Source organism: Pseudomonas sp. FG43 (assembly GCF_057809175.1).
Genome location: NZ_JBMDJL010000006.1, coordinates 125,173 through 142,903, shown reverse-complemented (window position 1 = coordinate 142,903; position 17,731 = coordinate 125,173). Strand labels below are relative to the sequence as shown.

Below are 17,731 nucleotides of genomic sequence, written 5' to 3'. Positions count from 1 at the left end.
CCCAGCACAGGTGAATTTTGTGAGCCAGCCTACGCCAGCCGTGCGTACCTTCCAAGACTTGATCCTCGCCCTCCAGCAATACTGGGCAGAACAAGGTTGCGTGGTACTTCAGCCCTACGATATGGAAGTAGGCGCCGGCACTTTCCACACCGCCACGTTTCTGCGCGCCGTAGGCCCGGAAACCTGGAACGCCGCTTACGTACAACCAAGCCGTCGCCCGACTGACGGCCGTTACGGCGAAAACCCGAACCGCCTGCAGCATTACTATCAGTTCCAGGTCATCCTGAAACCGAACCCGGACAACTTCCAGGAACTGTACCTGGGCTCGCTCAAGCACATCGGCCTCGACCCGCTGGTGCATGACGTCCGTTTCGTCGAAGACAACTGGGAATCGCCAACTCTGGGCGCCTGGGGCCTGGGCTGGGAAATCTGGCTCAACGGCATGGAAGTCTCGCAGTTCACCTACTTCCAGCAAGTCGGTGGTCTTGAGTGCTACCCGGTGACCGGCGAAATCACCTACGGCCTGGAACGTCTGGCCATGTACCAGCAGGGCGTGGACTCGGTCTACGATCTGGTCTGGGCTGACGGTCCGTTCGGCAAAGTGACTTACGGCGATGTGTTCCATCAGAACGAAGTGGAGCAATCGACCTATAACTTCGAGCACGCCAACGTTGAAAAACTGTTCGAGCTGTTCGACTTCTATGAAAGCGAAGCCGCACGCCTGATCGAGCTTGAGCTGCCACTGCCAAGCTATGAAATGGTCCTCAAGGCCTCGCACACCTTCAACCTTCTGGATGCGCGCCGGGCTATTTCCGTGACTGCGCGTCAGCAGTACATCCTGCGTGTGCGCACGCTTGCCCGCTCTGTTGCCCAGAGCTACCTGCAAGCCCGGGCCAAACTTGGCTTCCCGATGGCACCGCCCGATCTACGCGATGAAGTGTTGGCTAAGCTGGAGGCTGCACAATGAGTGCTCAAGATTTTCTGGTCGAACTGGGCACCGAAGAACTGCCACCCAAGACCCTCAGCTCCCTGGGCGATGCATTTCTGGCAGGTATAGAGAAAGGCCTGCAAACCGCTGGCCTGACCTACAGTGCCAAGCAGGTTTACGCTGCGCCGCGTCGTCTGGCTGTGTTGATCACCGGTCTGGCCACGCAACAACCAGATCGTAGCGTCAATCTGGATGGTCCACCTCGTCAGGCCGCTTTCGACGCCGAAGGCAACCCGACTCAGGCAGCACTGGGCTTCGCCAAGAAGTGCGGCGTCGATCTGAGTGAAATAGATCAGAGCGGCCCCAAGCTGCGCTACAGCCAGAACATCATCGGCAAGCCGACAGCCACGCTGCTGCCGACCATCGTCGAAGACTCGCTGAACGACCTGCCAATCGCCAAACGCATGCGTTGGGGTGCCCGCAAGGAAGAGTTCGTGCGTCCGACCCAATGGCTGGTCATGCTGCTGGGTGAGCAAGTGATCGACTGCACGATCCTGGCTCAGAGCGCAGGCCGTCATTCTCGCGGTCACCGCTTCCATCACCCGGAAGACGTGCGTATTTCCTCGCCTGCCAGCTACCTCAGCGACCTGCGGGCAGCTCATGTACTGGCCGACTTCAACGAGCGTCGCCAGATCATCAGCAAGCGCGTCGACGAGCTGGCCGCCCAACAGGAAGGCACCGCTATCGTGCCTCCAAGCCTGCTGGACGAAGTGGCAGGTCTGGTCGAGTGGCCGGTTCCGCTGGTCTGTTCGTTTGAAGAGCGTTTCCTTGAGGTTCCTCAGGAAGCTCTGATCACCACCATGCAGGACAACCAGAAGTATTTCTGCCTGCTGGACAGCGAAGGCAAGTTGCTGCCGCGCTTCATCACGGTTGCCAACATCGAGAGCAAGGACCCGGCACAGATCATCGCCGGTAACGAGAAAGTGGTTCGTCCACGTCTGACCGATGCCGAGTTCTTCTTCAAGCAGGACAAGAAGCAGAAGCTGGAAACCTTCAACGATCGCCTGAAGAATGTTGTATTCCAGGCTCAGTTGGGCAGCGTCTTCGACAAGGCCGAACGTGTTTCCAAGCTGGCGGCATTCATCGCGCCACGCATTGGTGGCGACGCTCAGCGTGCAGCACGTGCCGGTATTCTTTCCAAGTGCGACCTGGCGACCGAGATGGTCGGCGAGTTCCCGGAAATGCAAGGCATTGCCGGTTACTACTACGCCAAGGCTGACGGTGAAGCAGAAGACGTCGCACTGGCACTCAACGAGCAATACATGCCTCGCGGTGCAGGCGCAGAGCTGCCTACCACCTTGACCGGCGCTGCCGTGGCCATTGCCGACAAGCTCGACACACTGGTCGGTATCTTCGGTATCGGCATGCTGCCAACCGGCAGTAAAGACCCGTACGCATTGCGCCGTGCAGCGCTGGGTATCCTGCGCATCCTGATCGACAAGAAGCTGGATCTGGATCTGATCGAGACCGTCAAGTTCGCGGTCAACCAGTTCGGTGCCAAGGTCAAGGCCGCCGGTCTGTCCGATCAAGTGCTGGAATTCATCTTCGACCGCCTGCGTGCGCGTTATGAAGACGAAGGCGTCGAAGTTGCGGTTTATCTGTCGGTTCGTGCCTTGCAGCCAGGTTCTGCTCTGGACTTCGATCAACGGGTCCAGGCCGTACAGGCATTCCGCAAGTTGCCACAGGCGGCGGCGCTGGCAGCGGTGAACAAGCGCGTATCGAACCTCTTGAGCAAGGCCGAGGGCAACATCGCCCAGACCGTCGAGCCCAAGTATTTCGACAACGCCAACGAGTTCTCCCTGTACTCGGCCATTCAACAGGCCGACCACGCGGTACAGCCGATGGCTGCCGAGCGTCAGTACAGCGAATCCCTGGCACGCCTGGCAACCCTGCGCGAGCCTGTAGATGCGTTCTTCGAGGCAGTGATGGTCAACGCTGACGACGCCAACGTGCGCGCCAACCGTTATGCATTGCTGGCACGTCTGCGCGGCCTGTTCCTCGGCGTTGCCGATATCTCGCTGCTGGGTTGAGGAATAGAGAGTGAAGCTGCTGATTCTCGATCGGGACGGAGTCATCAACCATGACTCCGACGCTTACATAAAGTCGGTGGAGGAGTGGATTCCCATTCCAGGCTCGATCGAGGCCATCGCAGCATTGAGCAAGGCCGGCTGGACGGTGGCAATTGCCACCAACCAGTCCGGCATTGCCCGAGGTTATTACGATCTGGCGACTCTGGATGCCATGCATGCGCGCTTGCGCGAGCTGGTGGCAGGGCAGGGTGGCGAGGTTGGCTTGATCGTTTATTGCCCGCATGGGCCGGATCAAGGTTGTGACTGCCGCAAGCCCAAACCGGGCATGCTGCAGACCATCGCCAATCATTACGCAGCAGACCTGAAAGGTTTATGGTTCGTGGGCGACAGCAAGGGTGACCTGCAGGCCGCTTTGGCCGTCGATGCTCAACCAGTTCTGGTAATGACCGGTAAAGGCCGCAGGACAATGGACGGTACGGTGCCGGCCGGCACTTTGATTTTTGACGATCTGGCGGCAGTTGCCGCAGAACTTATCCACAATAGCGTTTCGCTGTAATCCCTCAGGTTCAACGGTACGCTGAATGAGCGGGCACCTGCCCGTACGGTAAAAGCAACTATGTCGATCATGCAGGCAATCAGGACCTTTTTCTTTTACCTGTTGCTAGGCACCAGCTCTCTGCTGTGGTGCACACTGAGTTTCTTCATTGCGCCTTTTCTGCCATTCAAGGCTCGCTACCGGTTCATCAATGTCTACTGGTGCCGCTGCGCTATCTGGCTGACCCGCGTGTTTCTGAATATTCACGTGGAAGTGACCGGCGCGCACAACGTTCCAAAGACACCTTGCGTGATCATCTCCAACCACCAGAGCACTTGGGAAACCTTCTTCCTTTCGGCCTACTTCGAGCCCCTGAGCCAGGTGCTCAAGCGCGAGTTGCTGTACGTGCCGTTCTTCGGCTGGGCCATGGCCATGCTGCGTCCTATCGCGATTGATCGCGAAAACCCCAAGGCCGCACTCAAGCAAATCGCCAAGAAGGGTGACGAATTGCTCAAGGACGGCATCTGGGTACTGATCTTCCCGGAAGGCACCCGAGTCCCGTTCGGTCAGGTTGGCAAGTTCTCCCGTGGCGGCACCGCACTGGCCGTCAATGCCGAACTGCCCGTGCTGCCTGTAGCTCACAACGCCGGCAAGTACTGGCCGAAAGAAGGCTGGGCGAAGAAGCCGGGTACTATCCAGGTCGTCATCGGTGAACCCATGTACGCCGAAGGCACCGGCCCTCGCGCCATTGCAGCGCTCAACGACCGCGTCCAGGCCTGGAACGAAGCCACGCAGAAGTCCCTTGGGTCAGACGTTGCACCTGTCTCGAGCACCGAGAAAGCTGAAGTCTGATTTTGTGGATAACCTGTGCACCATTTTTGCGAAACCTTCAAAAAAATCGGCTAAGTCATTAATTTAGCTGCTTATTTCTGAAGCTGATTAATGAGCTAAAAACGTGCATAAGTTTTGCGAGTAGATAGAAAGCCGACCTTGAGGGTCGGCTTTTTAGTGGGCGCAACGCAAGCTCTGACTCACCTCTGAATCGACAAGGACGGCAAATGAAAGAAGTGATGCTTTTAGGCTCTGGAAGCAATTCTCTGTTTTGGGGAGGAGTGCTCGGATATTTATTGATCCTTGTACTGACGCTGATAAAGCAATTGATCCAACTGCACAACTCTCCTGTCATCAAGGAGTTTGCAGAGTATGCCTACTGGATTCTTGCAGGGGGTGCAGTGGTCGCTTTATCCATAGGATATGTCAGCCCCAGTGAACAGGGAGATCGCGTCTTTTCAACCTTGTGCTTTTACACGGGTCTGCTAATTCCCTTCATATGGAGAGCAAGAAAGCCTGGCCACCAATCATTGGATGGCGCTCTTTCAAGTGAGGCGTTATCGAAAGCGGCACTTTTTCTCTGGATAGTTTCGCTGTTTTTTCCGGTAGCAATCAAACATGGTCATAAAATCACCATGGGATGGAACCTACTGACTAGCGGATGGATCGGGCCATTGCGATTTCAATTTGCCTGGTATGCAAACCCTCTCTTTCTCATCAGTTTTTCTAAGGCTGCAATCCTCACAAAGCACGACAGGACCCGCTTTTCTGGCGCTAATGCTATCGCTCAATACGATCACTTTCTTTTGGGACAATGCTTTGAGTTACAGCTATGGCTGGGGCTTGCTGCTCTGGTTCATGGCGCTATTCCTCATGGTGGCTGCAGCAGGTGCTTTTGAAATCAGTAAGGGGGAAGAGCGGGAACTGGGAGAGTGGCTACGTTCACTAGGGCTTGTTGCCGCGATACTGATAGTCGGTATCGGTATTTCACTTTAACCAAAGATTCGAGTGGTGAGGGAAGCCGAAATCGATCACTCGAAGTCTGCTTTGTCTGAGTGTTCCCGATTTAAACGTCCGCCAGAGGTCTTCTATATGCCATCCCCACAGAACGGGGTGCGGTGTGTACGAAACCGAACTGCGCATAGAGGTCTTGTGCCTGACCATCCGCAATGAGACTGACGTAGCCGCTTTCAGGAACGGTGGCTTCAATGTATTTCATAATTTCGGTCATGATGCGTTTCCCTAGACCATTGCCTTGGTGCTCCCTAAGGACGGCAATGTCCACCACTTGAAAGAAACATCCCCCGTCACCAATGACTCGTCCCATCCCAACCGGGAGTGCCCCATGAAGTATCTGCACAGCAAAGAGAGTATTGGGTAAGCCCCGTACCGATGCCTCTTCGGTCTTTGCACTGAGGCCAGAGCCAATACGAAGCGCTTGATAAGTCTGAACAGAGGGCGTCTTCAGCAGGCATGAATAAGTGGTCAATCGAATCACCGAGGCAAATGGGTTTCTAAGGTAGGGATTCACGGATACGGCAGCAGCAACGGCTCACGCTGTGCAGAAAGTCACGGTTAATTCGTCAACTTACCAGGGCTCATCAGCCACTACGGATAAGTGAAGTTACATCGAGTTGGCGGTATTCTGCAGGAAACCGATCGCGTAATAACAACGCTAATTTTTAGAGTCTCAAGGATCGCTTGGCATGATAGAAGAGCTGTTTGAGTTCGTTTTCCGTGCCATCTTTTACCCCATCGGCTGGCCTGTGGTAAAACTCATCACGCTAGGAAAGTACCCGTCCAAAAACGCCTGGTTTTCCACACGCCCGGAATCCGACTGGACAATGGGTATCGGAATTGCCATTTCGCTAATTGCGATGATGGCGGCATTGGCACAGTTTGAGGCCGTAAGATAAAGATCGAACTGCAGGTATGCTCGATTGAGCAAGCGCACAATCAAATGTAATCCATAAAAAAACCCAGCACTCGGCTGGGTTTTTTACAGGACGATAAAAACACGCCCACTTGCAGCTACAACAACCTTAGAAATCCAGGTTGGAAACTGCCAACGCATTGCTCTCGATGAAGTCGCGACGAGGCTCGACCGCATCACCCATGAGGGTGTTGAAGATCTGGTCGGCTGCGATTGCGTCTTCGATCGTGACCTTCAGCATGCGGCGCACGCTTGGGTCCATGGTGGTTTCCCAGAGCTGATCGGGGTTCATTTCGCCCAGACCTTTATAGCGCTGGATAGTGTGGCGCTTGGTGCTTTCGGCCATCAGCCAGGCGAGGGCGTCCTTGAACTCGGTGACTGGCTTCTTGCGCTCGCCACGTTGCACATAGGCGCCTTCTTCCAGCAGAGAGCTGATTTGTGCGCCCAGGGCAGTGACGGTCTTGTAGTCGTTGCTGCCGAAGAAGTCGCGGTTGAAGGTGACGTAGTTCGACAGGCCGTGAGAGATCAGTTCAACCTCTGGCAGCCATACGTTACGTTCACGATCTTCACGCAGGCTGGCCTTGTACACCAGACCCGACTTCTCACCCGCACGCAGACGCTCATCGAACTTGGCCAGCCAGGCTTGCATGCCGGCATGGTCAGACAGTTGCTCGAGCGTGACAGGTGGCAGGTAAACGAAGTGCTCGGTCAGTTCCTGAGGATACAGACGCGAGAGGCGCTTGAGGGTCTTCATGACCATACGGAAATCGTTTACCAGGCGCTCCAGTGCTTCACCGGAGATACCAGGAGCCGATTCGTTCAGGTGCAGGCTGGCATCTTCCAGAGCCGACTGGGTCATGTACTCTTCCATGGCATCGTCGTCTTTGATGTACTGCTCTTGCTTGCCTTTCTTGACCTTGTACAACGGTGGCTGAGCGATGTAGATGTAGCCACGCTCGACCAGCTCTGGCAACTGACGGAAGAAGAAGGTCAGCAGCAGGGTACGGATGTGCGAACCGTCGACGTCAGCATCGGTCATGATGATGATGTTGTGATAACGCAGTTTGTCGATGTTGTACTCTTCGCGGCCGATGCCACAGCCCAAGGCGGTGATCAAGGTGCCCACTTCCTGGGAAGAGATCATCTTGTCGAAACGTGCTTTCTCGACGTTGAGGATCTTACCCTTCAGAGGCAGGATCGCCTGGGTTTTACGGTTACGCCCCTGCTTGGCTGAACCGCCAGCAGAGTCCCCTTCCACGAGGTACAGTTCGGAAAGGGCAGGGTCTTTTTCCTGGCAGTCGGCGAGTTTGCCCGGCAGGCCAGCAATATCCAGAGCGCCTTTGCGGCGAGTCATCTCACGGGCCTTGCGCGCAGCTTCACGAGCCCGTGCAGCATCGAGCATCTTGCCAACGACAGCCTTGGCTTCGTTCGGGTTTTCCAGCAGGAAGTCAGAGAAGTATTTACCCATCTCTTGTTCGACTGCGGTTTTGACTTCGGACGAAACCAGCTTGTCCTTAGTCTGGGAACTGAACTTCGGATCCGGCACCTTGACCGAAATGATCGCAGTCAGACCTTCACGCGCATCGTCACCGGTCGTGGCAACTTTGTGCTTCTTGGCCAGACCTTCCTGTTCGATGTAGTTGTTCAGGTTACGGGTCAGCGCAGAACGGAAACCAACAAGGTGCGTACCGCCATCACGCTGCGGAATGTTGTTGGTGAAGCACAACAGGTTCTCGTTGAAGCTGTCGTTCCACTGCAAGGCGATCTCGACACCCACGCCATCGTCACGCTGGACGTTGAAGTGGAAGACCTGGTTGACCGCAGTCTTGTTGGTGTTGAGGTACTCAACAAAAGCGCGCAGACCACCTTCGTACTTGAATAGCTCTTCCTTACCGCTGCGTTCGTCCTTCAGGAAGATACCAACGCCGGAGTTCAGGAATGACAGTTCACGAATCCGCTTGGCCAGGATGTCCCAGCTGAAGTGGATGTTCTTGAAGGTGTCAGCGGAGGGTTTGAAGTGGATCTGAGTACCGGTGCTATCGCTCTCACCAACGATTTTCATGGGTTCCTGTGGAACACCGTGAACGTAGGTTTGCTCCCAGATCTTGCCGCTGCGACGTACAGTCAGTTGCAGGACTTCCGAGAGGGCGTTAACCACAGAAACACCTACACCGTGCAGACCGCCGGAAACCTTGTAGGAGTTGTCATCGAACTTACCGCCGGCGTGGAGCACGGTCATGATGACCTCTGCAGCCGAAACGCCTTCTTCTTTATGGACGTCTACCGGAATACCGCGGCCGTTGTCGCGTACGGTAATGGATTCGTCTGGATGGATGGTGATGCTGATGTCGTCGCAGTGGCCAGCCAAAGCTTCGTCAATCGAGTTATCAACCACCTCGAATACCATGTGGTGCAGACCGCTGCCATCGTCTGTATCACCGATGTACATTCCGGGACGCTTGCGTACGGCATCAAGTCCTTTCAGCACTTTAATGCTGGACGAGTCGTACGTTTGATTTTCGCTCATGCAATCACTCCCGATGGTCGTGGGTCTGGGTGATACGGCCTTGTTCCACGTGGAACAAAGCAACTGGCGTTTCCGTCTGCCAGCCTTCCCTCAAAAATTCTTGATCTACACAGGTAATAAATACCTGGCAGCGTAATTCTTCCAGCAAGCGACAAAGTGCGCGGCGGTGGTTGTCGTCCAGTTCGGAAGGCAAGTCGTCCACCAGGTAAATACATTGGCCGCGGCGAGCCTGGCTAACCAGATGCCCTTGAGCGATGCGCAATGCACAGACCACTAATTTCTGCTGACCGCGGGACAATATATCCGCAGCATTGTGTGCGCCCAATCTAAGACGCAAATCAGCGCGTTGCGGTCCGGCCTGTGTATGGCCCATTTGCTGATCACGATGCAAGGATGAAGCGAGCACAGTGCTCAGCTCTTTTTCCTTATCCCAGCCTCGGTAGTAGCTCAGGGTCAAACCTTCAAGCTCAACAAGTTCGCTCAAAGTTTGTTCAAAGACGGGTTTCAGGGCCTTGATATAAGTGCGACGAAACTCATCGATTTCATCACTGGCCAGGCACAGTTCCCGATCCCATGCCGCTTGCGAAGCGGCGTCAAGTGTACCATGCCGCAGCCATGAGTTCCGCTGCCGCAGGGCCTTCTGGAGCCGCTGCCAGGTGGACATGAAACGAGGTTCCACGTGGAACACTCCCCAGTCCAGAAACTGTCGGCGTATTTTCGGTGCGCCTTCCAGCAAGCGAAAACTGTCGGGGTTGATCAGTTGCAGTGGAAGTATCTCGGCCAGTTGAGCAGCACTGCGTGCATTTTGCCCATCAATGCGAATCTGAAACTCGCCTTGTCTGTCCCGGGAAATTCCCAGATTGCTTTGGCCACTCTCAGCCAGTTGAACCTGACCAAAGACAGTGCAGGCTGGCTGTTCATATTGAATGACTGGAAGAAGGCGACTGCTGCGAAACGAGCGTGCAATGCCCAGCAAGTGAATGGCTTCCAGCACGCTGGTTTTGCCACTTCCGTTGGCACCGTAAAGAATGTTGATACGCGGGGAGGGGGAAAAGGTCACCGGGTGCAGATTGCGCACCCCAGTGACCGAGATGCGGCTAAGAGACATCTAGATAGCGCTGAACATGAGGTTACAGACGCATCGGCATGACAACGTAGGCGGAATCATCGTTATCCGATTCTTGTACCAGAGCACTGCTGTTGGAGTCCGACAGAATCAAGCGCACTTGTTCTGTTGTCATCACACCCAGCACGTCTAGCAGATAGCTCACGTTGAAACCGATTTCCAGGGAGTCACCGCTGTACTCTACGCTGATCTCTTCTTCTGCTTCTTCCTGCTCAGGGTTGTTCGCCTGAATCTTCAACTGACCACTTGCCAGTTGCAGGCGGATACCACGGTATTTTTCGTTCGACAGAATGGCGGTACGGCTGAAAGCTTCACGCAATGCCTGACGATCACCCAATACCAGCTTGTCACCACCTTTAGGCAGAACACGCTCGTAGTCCGGGAATTTGCCGTCTACCAGTTTGGAGGTAAAGGTGAACTCACCGGTCGTGGCACGAATGTGGTGCTGACCCAATACGATGCTGACGATGCCGTCCTGCTCGGTGAGCAGACGCGCCATTTCCAGAATGCCTTTACGTGGCACGATCACTTGATGACGGTCGGCTTGCTCGATCTGTGCAGACATCGAGCACATGGCCAGGCGGTGGCCGTCAGTGGCGACAGCACGCAAGATGCCAGCGCTAACTTCAAGCAGCATGCCGTTGAGGTAGTAACGGACATCCTGTTGAGCCATGGCAAAACTGGTGCGCTCGATCAAACGACGCAGCTTGCTTTGCACCAGGTCGAAAGTCAGTGAGCCCGGGCCTTCCTCAACGGTAGGGAAATCGTTGGCAGGTAGCGTGGACAAGGTGAAGCGGCTACGACCTGCCTTGACCACCACTTTGGAGTCATCGACCTTGATGTCGATCAGCACGTCGTTCGGCAGGCTCTTGCAGATATCCATCAGCTTGCGCGCAGGGACAGTGATTTCCCCTGGCTCAGCAGGCTCTTCGAGTTGGACACGACCCACCAGCTCCACTTCCAGGTCAGTACCTGTCAGGGAAAGTTGCTGGCCTTCGACGACCATGAGCACATTGGATAGCACCGGCAAGGTCTGACGGCGTTCAACCACGCCGGCGACCAATTGCAGGGGTTTCAACAGGGCTTCGCGTTGAATGGTGAAATGCATGGTCTAGTCCCTTGCCTTAATAAGCTGCACTGGCGTCATCATGTAGTCAGAGTCCGCAGCAGGTTCTTGTAGTCCTCGCGGATATCCGCGTCGGATTCCTTGAGTTCGTTGATCTTGCGACATGCATGCAGAACAGTCGTGTGGTCGCGGCCACCGAATACATCACCGATTTCCGGAAGACTGTGGTTGGTCAGTTCCTTGGAAAGCGCCATCGCCACCTGACGTGGACGTGCGACAGATCGGGAACGACGCTTGGACAACAGGTCGGAGATCTTGATCTTGTAGTACTCGGCGACAGTGCGTTGAATGTTATCCACACTCACCAGCTTGTCCTGCAACGCCAACAAATCTTTAAGCGACTCACGAATCAGTTCGATCGTGATATCACGGCCCATGAAGTGCGAGTGAGCGATGACACGCTTGAGCGCACCTTCGAGTTCACGGACGTTGGAGCGAATGCGCTGCGCAATGAAGAATGCAGCGTCATGGGGTAATTCGACCTTGGCCTGATCAGCTTTCTTCATCAGGATCGCAACGCGGGTTTCCAGCTCTGGCGGCTCGACGGCCACCGTAAGCCCCCAGCCAAACCTGGATTTCAGTCGTTCTTCCAGGCCTTCGATCTCTTTAGGGTAACGGTCACTGGTGAGAATGACCTGCTGCCCACCTTCGAGCAATGCGTTGAAGGTGTGGAAAAACTCTTCCTGGGAACGCTCCTTGCGGGCGAAGAACTGAATGTCATCGATCAGCAACGCATCGACCGAGCGGTAGAAGCGCTTGAACTCATTGATCGCGTTCAGTTGCAGCGCCTTGACCATATCGGCCACGAAGCGCTCCGAGTGCAGATAGACAACCTTCGCGTTCGGGTTCTTCTTGAGCAGATGGTTGCCCACCGCATGCATCAAGTGAGTCTTACCCAGACCGACGCCACCATAAAGGAACAGCGGGTTGTAACCATGCTTGGGGTTATCAGCAACCTGCCAGGCCGCAGCACGGGCCAACTGGTTGGACTTACCTTCGACAAAGTTTTCAAAAGTGAACGTGCGGTTCAGGTAGCTGGTGTGCTTGAGCGCACCTTCGACCTGGACAGTGCGCTGCTCGGCACGCGCTGGAGCCTGCTGCGAACTGGCACCCGCCATCGGATCGAAACTGTCACGCGAAGGTTCGTCGTGAGTCTCGGGGCTCTGGACCGGAGCTGGAGCAGCAGCCACCACAGGCGCAGCAACAGGTGTTGAAACGCTGCTGACGTTGTTGGCCGACAGCGCCTGCGAAGCAGCAGCGGCCAACGGTGCATTGGGTGCCGCACGCGGTGCCGAGCTGCGCTTGCTTCCTATTAATAAGGAAAGAGCAGGCGCCATTCCCTGGCCGTGCTCGCCCAACAGCTCAAGCAGACGACTCAGGTACTTTTCGTTTACCCAATCGAGAACGAAACGGTTTGGTGCATACACACGCAACTCGTCGCCTTCGGCTTCGACCTGTAGCGGACGGATCCAAGTGTTGAATTGCTGGGCAGGCAGCTCATCGCGCAAAAGCTCCACGCACTGCTGCCAAAGTTCCACTGACACGGATATCCCCTAAGTCGAAAGCCGGTGAGGCAAAAACATCCGCCATTGTAACGATCAGACGCCGACTTATCCACATGTAGGTTGCTCACAAACAAGGAGAAAGCCGGCTTTTATTACTTGAAAAGTCGACAGACGGTAGGTGGATAAGCTCTGTGGATAAACCGGCTTCAGCTCATTGCATAAGTCGGGTCGAAACTCTGTGGATAACGCACCTGTGGATAACATGCCATTCCATACACAGCTTTTCCGAGGTCACAGCACAGGGAGAGCACGGTTTCTCGACAGCCTTATGATCTTCTGTACACATTGATTTTAAAGGACTTCGATTGGTTATCCACAGACAGGTGCGTCCCTAGTCTTTATAAGCTCTACAAAGAAGCTTTAAATATTCCCTCTTTTTATTTCTATAACTGATTTCTCTCAGGTCACCCCGGATGCGGATGAGGAATGCGTAATGACTCGTAAGGAATGCGTAATGACTCGTAAGGAAGTAAATAAAGGAAAAGCTGGTTGGAAATTGACCTGCACGCCTGCTTTCTCTAGAATCCCCGGTCTCTTAAAACGGGGGCCATTCCGGCCCGTAGTGGACGAACCAGGTAACACGCCATGAAACGTACTTTCCAACCCAGCACTATCAAGCGCGCCCGCACCCACGGTTTCCGTGCCCGTATGGCCACCAAGAACGGCCGTGCAGTCCTGTCGCGTCGTCGCGCCAAAGGCCGTAAGCGTCTGGCAGTTTGATAAATCGGCACTGGTGGTGAGTCGAGACTTCAGTCGGGAAAAGCGTTTGCTGACTCCCCGGCATTTCAAGGCAGTCTTTGACTCCCCTACCGGCAAGGTTCCGGGTAAAAATCTCCTGCTCCTTGCACGCAACAACGACCTTGATCATCCTCGTCTGGGGCTGGTGATAGGTAAAAAGAGCGTAAAGCTCTCCGTTGAGCGAAACCGCTTGAAACGCCTCATGCGCGAATCATTCCGCCAGCACCAGGATAATCTGGTCGGTTGGGATATCGTGATCGTCGCGCGTAAAGGTTTGGGTGATGTAGAAAACCCTGAACTGATTCAGCATTTCGGCAAGCTCTGGAAACGTCTGGCGCGTAGCCGACCCACTCCAGAAGCAAAAACCGAAACTGCAGGGGTAGACAGTCCAGATGCGTAAACTGGCACTCGTTCCGATCCAGTTTTACCGCTACGCCATTAGCCCGCTGATGGCCAGTCACTGTCGTTTCTACCCCAGTTGTTCCTGCTATGCGTATGAAGCCATCGATAATCATGGCCTTTTACGCGGCGGCTGGCTGACACTTCGTCGTTTGGGCCGCTGTCATCCGTGGAATCCCGGTGGTTATGACCCGGTTCCACCTATCCCCACCTCCCGTTCTTCTTCGATGGCCGAGTAATCATGGATATTAAACGCACGATCCTGATCGTCGCCCTGGCAATCGTGACCTACGTCGGGGTTCTGAAATGGAACCAAGACTACGGCCAGGCTGCCATGCCGACCCAGAATGTTGCAGCCAGCACAACCGCACCGGCTATACCGGATACGGCTGCTGGTACTAATGGTTCTGCAAATGCCGATGTTCCAAGCCCGACCGCGAATAATGTCGCAGCGCCTCTGGAAACTCCGGTAGCGCCCAGCAAAGACCTGATTCAGGTCAAGACTGACGTGCTCGATCTGGCGATCGATCCGGTAGGTGGTGACGTAGTCCAACTTCGTTTGCCGCTGTATCCACGTCGCCAGGACCGCCCGGATGTTCCTTTCCAGCTGTTCGACAACGGCAGTGAACGTACCTTTCTGGCACAAAGCGGCCTGACCGGTACCAACGGACCTGATGCCCGTGCTACCGGCCGTCCGGTTTATTCGTCTGCACAAAAGACTTATCAACTGAACGATGGCCAGAATGATCTGGTCGTCGAGCTGAAATTCGCTGATAACGGCGTCAATTACATCAAGCGCTTCACATTCAAGCGCGGTTTGTACGATGTAGTGGTCACCTACGTTGTGGATAACCAGAGCGCTCAGCCTTGGGCGGGCAATCTGTTTGCACAATTGAAGCGCGATGCCAGCTCCGATCCGTCTTCGACCACTGCCACTGGCACTGCAACCTACCTGGGTGCTGCCTTGTGGACAGCTGCAGAGCCGTACAAAAAAGTGTCGATGAAAGATATCGACAAGGCTCCGCTGAAAGAAACAGTACAAGGTGGCTGGGTTGCGTGGCTTCAGCATTACTTCGTGACGGCCTGGATTCCAAGCCACAGCGACAGCAATGCTGTTCAGACTCGTAAAGACAACCAAGGCAACTACATCATCGGTTTCACTGGCCCGACACTGGCTGTTGCAGCCGGTGCCAAAGGCGAAACCAGCGCGACGCTGTATGCCGGCCCGAAAAGCCAGGCAGTACTCAAAGAGTTATCCCCAGGTCTGGAACTGACTGTCGACTACGGCATTCTGTGGTTCATTGCCCAACCAATTTTCTGGTTGCTGCAACATATCCACGCCATTGTGGGTAACTGGGGCTGGTCGATCATCTTCCTGACCATGCTGATCAAAGGCTTGTTCTTCCCTCTCTCTGCTGCCAGCTACAAATCCATGGCGCGCATGCGTGCCGTAGGTCCAAAGCTGACCGCCCTGAAAGAGCAGTTTGGTGACGATCGTCAGAAGATGTCCCAGGCAATGATGGAGCTGTACAAGAAAGAAAAGATCAACCCGCTGGGTGGATGCTTGCCGATTCTTGTCCAGATGCCGGTTTTCCTCTCGCTGTACTGGGTACTCCTGGAAAGCGTGGAAATGCGTCAGGCTCCGTGGATCCTGTGGATAACCGACCTGTCGATCAAAGACCCGTTCTTTATCCTGCCGATCATCATGGGCGCAACCATGTTCATCCAGCAGCGTCTGAACCCGACTCCGCCGGATCCGATGCAGGCCAAGGTCATGAAAATGATGCCAATCATCTTCACGTTCTTCTTCCTGTGGTTCCCTGCCGGTCTGGTTCTGTACTGGGTTGTGAACAACACCCTGTCGATCGCACAGCAGGCCTACATCACTCGCAAGATCGAAGCCGCTACCAACAAGGCTGCTGCTTGATCTAACCTGTGAACAAGTTTTACAAGACGCCCCCTCGTGGGGCGTTTTGCTATCTGTCAGTTGTCCAGGAGCCGGACCATGAACGTCCCTCGTGAAACCATCGCAGCCATCGCAACCGCCCAAGGTCGCGGGGGTGTTGGCATCGTGCGTATATCCGGGCCTTTGGCGAGCAAGGCTGCTCAAGCGATCATTGGCCGCACGCCAAAACCACGATTTGCTCACTACGGGCCTTTCGAGGATGAAACTGGCCAGGTCATCGATGAAGGGATTGCGCTGTATTTTCCTGGCCCAAACTCCTTTACCGGCGAGGACGTCCTGGAGCTGCAAGGCCACGGCGGCCCTATCGTTCTGGATATGCTGCTGCAACGTTGCCTGCAACTTGGCAGCCGTCTGGCAAGGCCAGGTGAATTCAGCGAACGGGCGTTCCTCAACGATAAGCTCGATCTCGCTCAAGCAGAGGCCATCGCGGATCTGATCGAAGCCAGTTCTGCACAGGCTGCGCGCAACGCATTACGCTCCTTGCAGGGTGTTTTTTCGCAGCGTGTGGATAACTTGACCGAGAAGTTGATCAGCCTGCGGATCTATGTCGAAGCGGCCATCGACTTTCCTGAGGAAGAAATCGACTTTCTTGCTGATGGCCATGTACTGAGCATGCTTGATGAGGTGCGTAACGAGTTATCCACAGTGCTGCGCGAAGCAGGCCAGGGTGCGCTGCTGCGGGACGGCATGACTGTAGTGATTGCTGGTCGTCCCAATGCCGGCAAATCCAGCCTGCTCAATGCCCTGGCAGGTCGAGAGGCTGCGATTGTCACCGAGATAGCCGGCACGACACGTGATGTGCTGCGCGAACATATCCACATAGACGGCATGCCACTGCATGTTGTGGATACGGCAGGCCTGCGCGATACCGACGATCAGGTGGAAATCATCGGCGTACAACGTGCCCTCAAGGCCATTGGCGAGGCAGATCGCATCTTGCTGGTGGTAGACGCTACGGCGCCTGAAGCGACCGATCCTTTCGCACTATGGCCAGAGTTCCTGGAACAACGCCCTGATGCATCCAAAGTTACGCTAATCCGTAACAAGGCCGATCTCAGTGGCGACCTCATCGCTCTGGAAACCAGCGCTGATGGCCATGTCACGATCAGTCTCAGTGCCAAGGCCGGAGGTGAAGGTCTGGAACTGCTGCGCGAGCACCTCAAAGCCTGCATGGGATACGAGCAGACCTCGGAAAGCAGCTTCAGCGCACGTCGACGCCATCTCGAAGCTCTGCGTCATGCCAGTGACTTTCTGGAGCATGGCCGCGCACAACTGACATTGGCCGGCGCAGGCGAGCTATTGGCGGAAGACCTGCGCCAGGCTCAGCAGGCGTTGGGTGAAATTACCGGGGCTTTCAGCTCCGACGACCTGCTCGGCAGGATCTTCTCAAGCTTCTGCATCGGCAAGTAATCTCGGCAATACAGCCCGACGCAATGTCGGGCTTGCCTTTCTGAACTCCCTTTCTAGTCCCCCAGCAAGCCTCTCTTATTCACAGAGAAAGGCTTTGCCCTGCCTGCTCATTGCCACTGGTCGCACCAAAACACAATTCTGTGGGCTTACGGGCCTGTGAATTGTCCATTCAAAGTGCTTTTCAGCAGAATTAAGCCCTGTGAATAACTGCTTCTGAGCTCAGTTGATAACTGGGGTCGAAAGCTGAAGATAAACCCCTCTGTGGACAAGTGGTCATTTAATCCACAGGCTCAAGACGGTTATCCAAAGGCCTCAATGGCACATGAACACAGACTTTTGAATCGCTGTACATATTGATTTATATGGCCTGTAGAACCTTATCCACAGAAAGGATGCTCAGTAAGAATAAACATAAAAACAAGGTTTTATAAGATTTCTTTCCTTTTTAATTTCTTTATTCATCAGTTTTCCACAGCTGGTTAAATTTTGTGCAACGGGTTTCTTTCAGGTGGGTGTATTCCCTATACTTGTCAGCTATCCCAATTTCCCATCGACAA

At 54.8% G+C, this 17,731-nt stretch carries 16 protein-coding genes; 11 read left to right on the top strand and 5 right to left on the bottom strand.

The features are described from left to right. The first annotated feature begins 19 nt into the window (after window positions 1-19). From glyQ to ACODS3_RS09480, 5 genes are all read left to right on the top strand, one after another. Window positions 20-967 carry a glycine--tRNA ligase subunit alpha gene (gene glyQ, locus ACODS3_RS09500; RefSeq protein ID WP_122315186.1) on the top strand — a complete coding sequence of 316 codons (948 nt, stop codon included), beginning with the start codon at window positions 20-22 and terminating at the stop codon, window positions 965-967. Further along, a complete protein-coding gene (glyS, locus tag ACODS3_RS09495; protein WP_489034039.1) occupies window positions 964-3,018 on the top strand; it encodes a glycine--tRNA ligase subunit beta in 2,055 nt (684 codons plus the stop codon). The genes glyQ and glyS overlap by 4 nt, the downstream gene beginning before the upstream one ends. 10 nt (window positions 3,019-3,028) lie before the next feature. Continuing rightward, the gene (gene gmhB, locus ACODS3_RS09490) at window positions 3,029-3,574 is read left to right on the top strand and encodes a D-glycero-beta-D-manno-heptose 1,7-bisphosphate 7-phosphatase (RefSeq protein ID WP_201019665.1); all 546 of its coding nucleotides are present in this window, start codon (window positions 3,029-3,031) and stop codon (window positions 3,572-3,574) included. 60 nt (window positions 3,575-3,634) lie between these two features. Then, window positions 3,635-4,405, top strand: a complete 771-nt coding sequence (locus tag ACODS3_RS09485; RefSeq protein WP_304574203.1) for a lysophospholipid acyltransferase family protein — start codon at window positions 3,635-3,637, stop codon at window positions 4,403-4,405. 206 nt (window positions 4,406-4,611) lie between these two features. Continuing rightward, window positions 4,612-5,283 carry a hypothetical protein gene (locus tag ACODS3_RS09480; protein WP_489034038.1) on the top strand — a complete coding sequence of 224 codons (672 nt, stop codon included), beginning with the start codon at window positions 4,612-4,614 and terminating at the stop codon, window positions 5,281-5,283. A gap of 167 nt (window positions 5,284-5,450) precedes the next feature. On the opposite strand, the gene ACODS3_RS09475 is transcribed toward ACODS3_RS09480, so the two are convergent. Next, on the bottom strand, window positions 5,451-5,744 hold the full coding sequence (locus tag ACODS3_RS09475; RefSeq protein ID WP_489034095.1) for a GNAT family N-acetyltransferase: 294 nt from the start codon (window positions 5,742-5,744) through the stop codon (window positions 5,451-5,453). A gap of 346 nt (window positions 5,745-6,090) precedes the next feature. On the opposite strand from ACODS3_RS09475, the gene ACODS3_RS09470 reads away from it, so the two are divergent. Further along, complete coding sequence (locus ACODS3_RS09470) at window positions 6,091-6,300, top strand: hypothetical protein (RefSeq protein WP_201000827.1); 210 nt, start codon at window positions 6,091-6,093, stop codon at window positions 6,298-6,300. Window positions 6,301-6,426: 126 nt separating this feature from the next. Here the strand turns inward: ACODS3_RS09470 and gyrB are convergent, their stop codons facing one another. From gyrB to dnaA, 4 genes are read right to left on the bottom strand one after another with little or no spacing between them, the layout of a single operon-like run. Beyond that, window positions 6,427-8,844 carry a DNA topoisomerase (ATP-hydrolyzing) subunit B gene (gene gyrB, locus ACODS3_RS09465; protein WP_489034037.1) on the bottom strand — a complete coding sequence of 806 codons (2,418 nt, stop codon included), beginning with the start codon at window positions 8,842-8,844 and terminating at the stop codon, window positions 6,427-6,429. Window positions 8,845-8,848: 4 nt separating this feature from the next. After that, the gene (gene recF / locus ACODS3_RS09460; RefSeq protein ID WP_025257774.1) at window positions 8,849-9,952 is read right to left on the bottom strand and encodes a DNA replication/repair protein RecF; all 1,104 of its coding nucleotides are present in this window, start codon (window positions 9,950-9,952) and stop codon (window positions 8,849-8,851) included. 22 nt (window positions 9,953-9,974) lie between these two features. Further along, window positions 9,975-11,078 carry a DNA polymerase III subunit beta gene (gene dnaN, locus ACODS3_RS09455; protein WP_201000820.1) on the bottom strand — a complete coding sequence of 368 codons (1,104 nt, stop codon included), beginning with the start codon at window positions 11,076-11,078 and terminating at the stop codon, window positions 9,975-9,977. A gap of 38 nt (window positions 11,079-11,116) precedes the next feature. After that, entirely contained in the window at window positions 11,117-12,640 is a 1,524-nt protein-coding gene (dnaA, locus tag ACODS3_RS09450; protein WP_201000818.1) for a chromosomal replication initiator protein DnaA, read from the bottom strand. 606 nt (window positions 12,641-13,246) lie between these two features. On the opposite strand from dnaA, the gene rpmH reads away from it, so the two are divergent. The 5 genes from rpmH (at window position 13,247) to mnmE (ending at window position 17,174) form a co-directional block, all read left to right on the top strand. Then, complete coding sequence (rpmH, locus tag ACODS3_RS09445; RefSeq protein WP_002551315.1) at window positions 13,247-13,381, top strand: 50S ribosomal protein L34; 135 nt, start codon at window positions 13,247-13,249, stop codon at window positions 13,379-13,381. 16 nt (window positions 13,382-13,397) lie between these two features. Continuing rightward, window positions 13,398-13,799, top strand: coding sequence for a ribonuclease P protein component (rnpA, locus tag ACODS3_RS09440; RefSeq protein ID WP_201019775.1), 402 nt, complete (start codon window positions 13,398-13,400; stop codon window positions 13,797-13,799). Next, window positions 13,792-14,037, top strand: a complete 246-nt coding sequence (yidD, locus tag ACODS3_RS09435) for a membrane protein insertion efficiency factor YidD (RefSeq protein ID WP_201019769.1) — start codon at window positions 13,792-13,794, stop codon at window positions 14,035-14,037. The genes rnpA and yidD overlap by 8 nt, the downstream gene beginning before the upstream one ends. Before the next feature lie 2 nt (window positions 14,038-14,039). After that, complete coding sequence (gene yidC, locus ACODS3_RS09430; RefSeq protein WP_201019768.1) at window positions 14,040-15,725, top strand: membrane protein insertase YidC; 1,686 nt, start codon at window positions 14,040-14,042, stop codon at window positions 15,723-15,725. Window positions 15,726-15,803: 78 nt separating this feature from the next. Beyond that, a complete protein-coding gene (gene mnmE, locus ACODS3_RS09425; protein WP_304574205.1) occupies window positions 15,804-17,174 on the top strand; it encodes a tRNA uridine-5-carboxymethylaminomethyl(34) synthesis GTPase MnmE in 1,371 nt (456 codons plus the stop codon). Window positions 17,175-17,731: the final 557 nt, after the last annotated feature.

Bases quoted from the DNA above. Each gene is read 5' to 3' on its own strand.
- glyS (WP_489034039.1), top strand. From the start codon at position 964: ATGAGTGCTCAAGATTTTCTGGTCGAACTGGGCACCGAAGAACTGCCA.
- ACODS3_RS09485 (WP_304574203.1), top strand. From the start codon at position 3,635: ATGTCGATCATGCAGGCAATCAGGACCTTTTTCTTTTACCTGTTGCTA.
- ACODS3_RS09480 (WP_489034038.1), top strand. From the start codon at position 4,612: ATGAAAGAAGTGATGCTTTTAGGCTCTGGAAGCAATTCTCTGTTTTGG.
- ACODS3_RS09470 (WP_201000827.1), top strand. From the start codon at position 6,091: ATGATAGAAGAGCTGTTTGAGTTCGTTTTCCGTGCCATCTTTTACCCC.
- gyrB (WP_489034037.1), bottom strand. From the start codon at position 8,844: ATGAGCGAAAATCAAACGTACGACTCGTCCAGCATTAAAGTGCTGAAA.
- recF (WP_025257774.1), bottom strand. From the start codon at position 9,952: ATGTCTCTTAGCCGCATCTCGGTCACTGGGGTGCGCAATCTGCACCCG.
- dnaN (WP_201000820.1), bottom strand. From the start codon at position 11,078: ATGCATTTCACCATTCAACGCGAAGCCCTGTTGAAACCCCTGCAATTG.
- rpmH (WP_002551315.1), top strand. From the start codon at position 13,247: ATGAAACGTACTTTCCAACCCAGCACTATCAAGCGCGCCCGCACCCAC.
- yidD (WP_201019769.1), top strand. From the start codon at position 13,792: ATGCGTAAACTGGCACTCGTTCCGATCCAGTTTTACCGCTACGCCATT.
- yidC (WP_201019768.1), top strand. From the start codon at position 14,040: ATGGATATTAAACGCACGATCCTGATCGTCGCCCTGGCAATCGTGACC.
- mnmE (WP_304574205.1), top strand. From the start codon at position 15,804: ATGAACGTCCCTCGTGAAACCATCGCAGCCATCGCAACCGCCCAAGGT.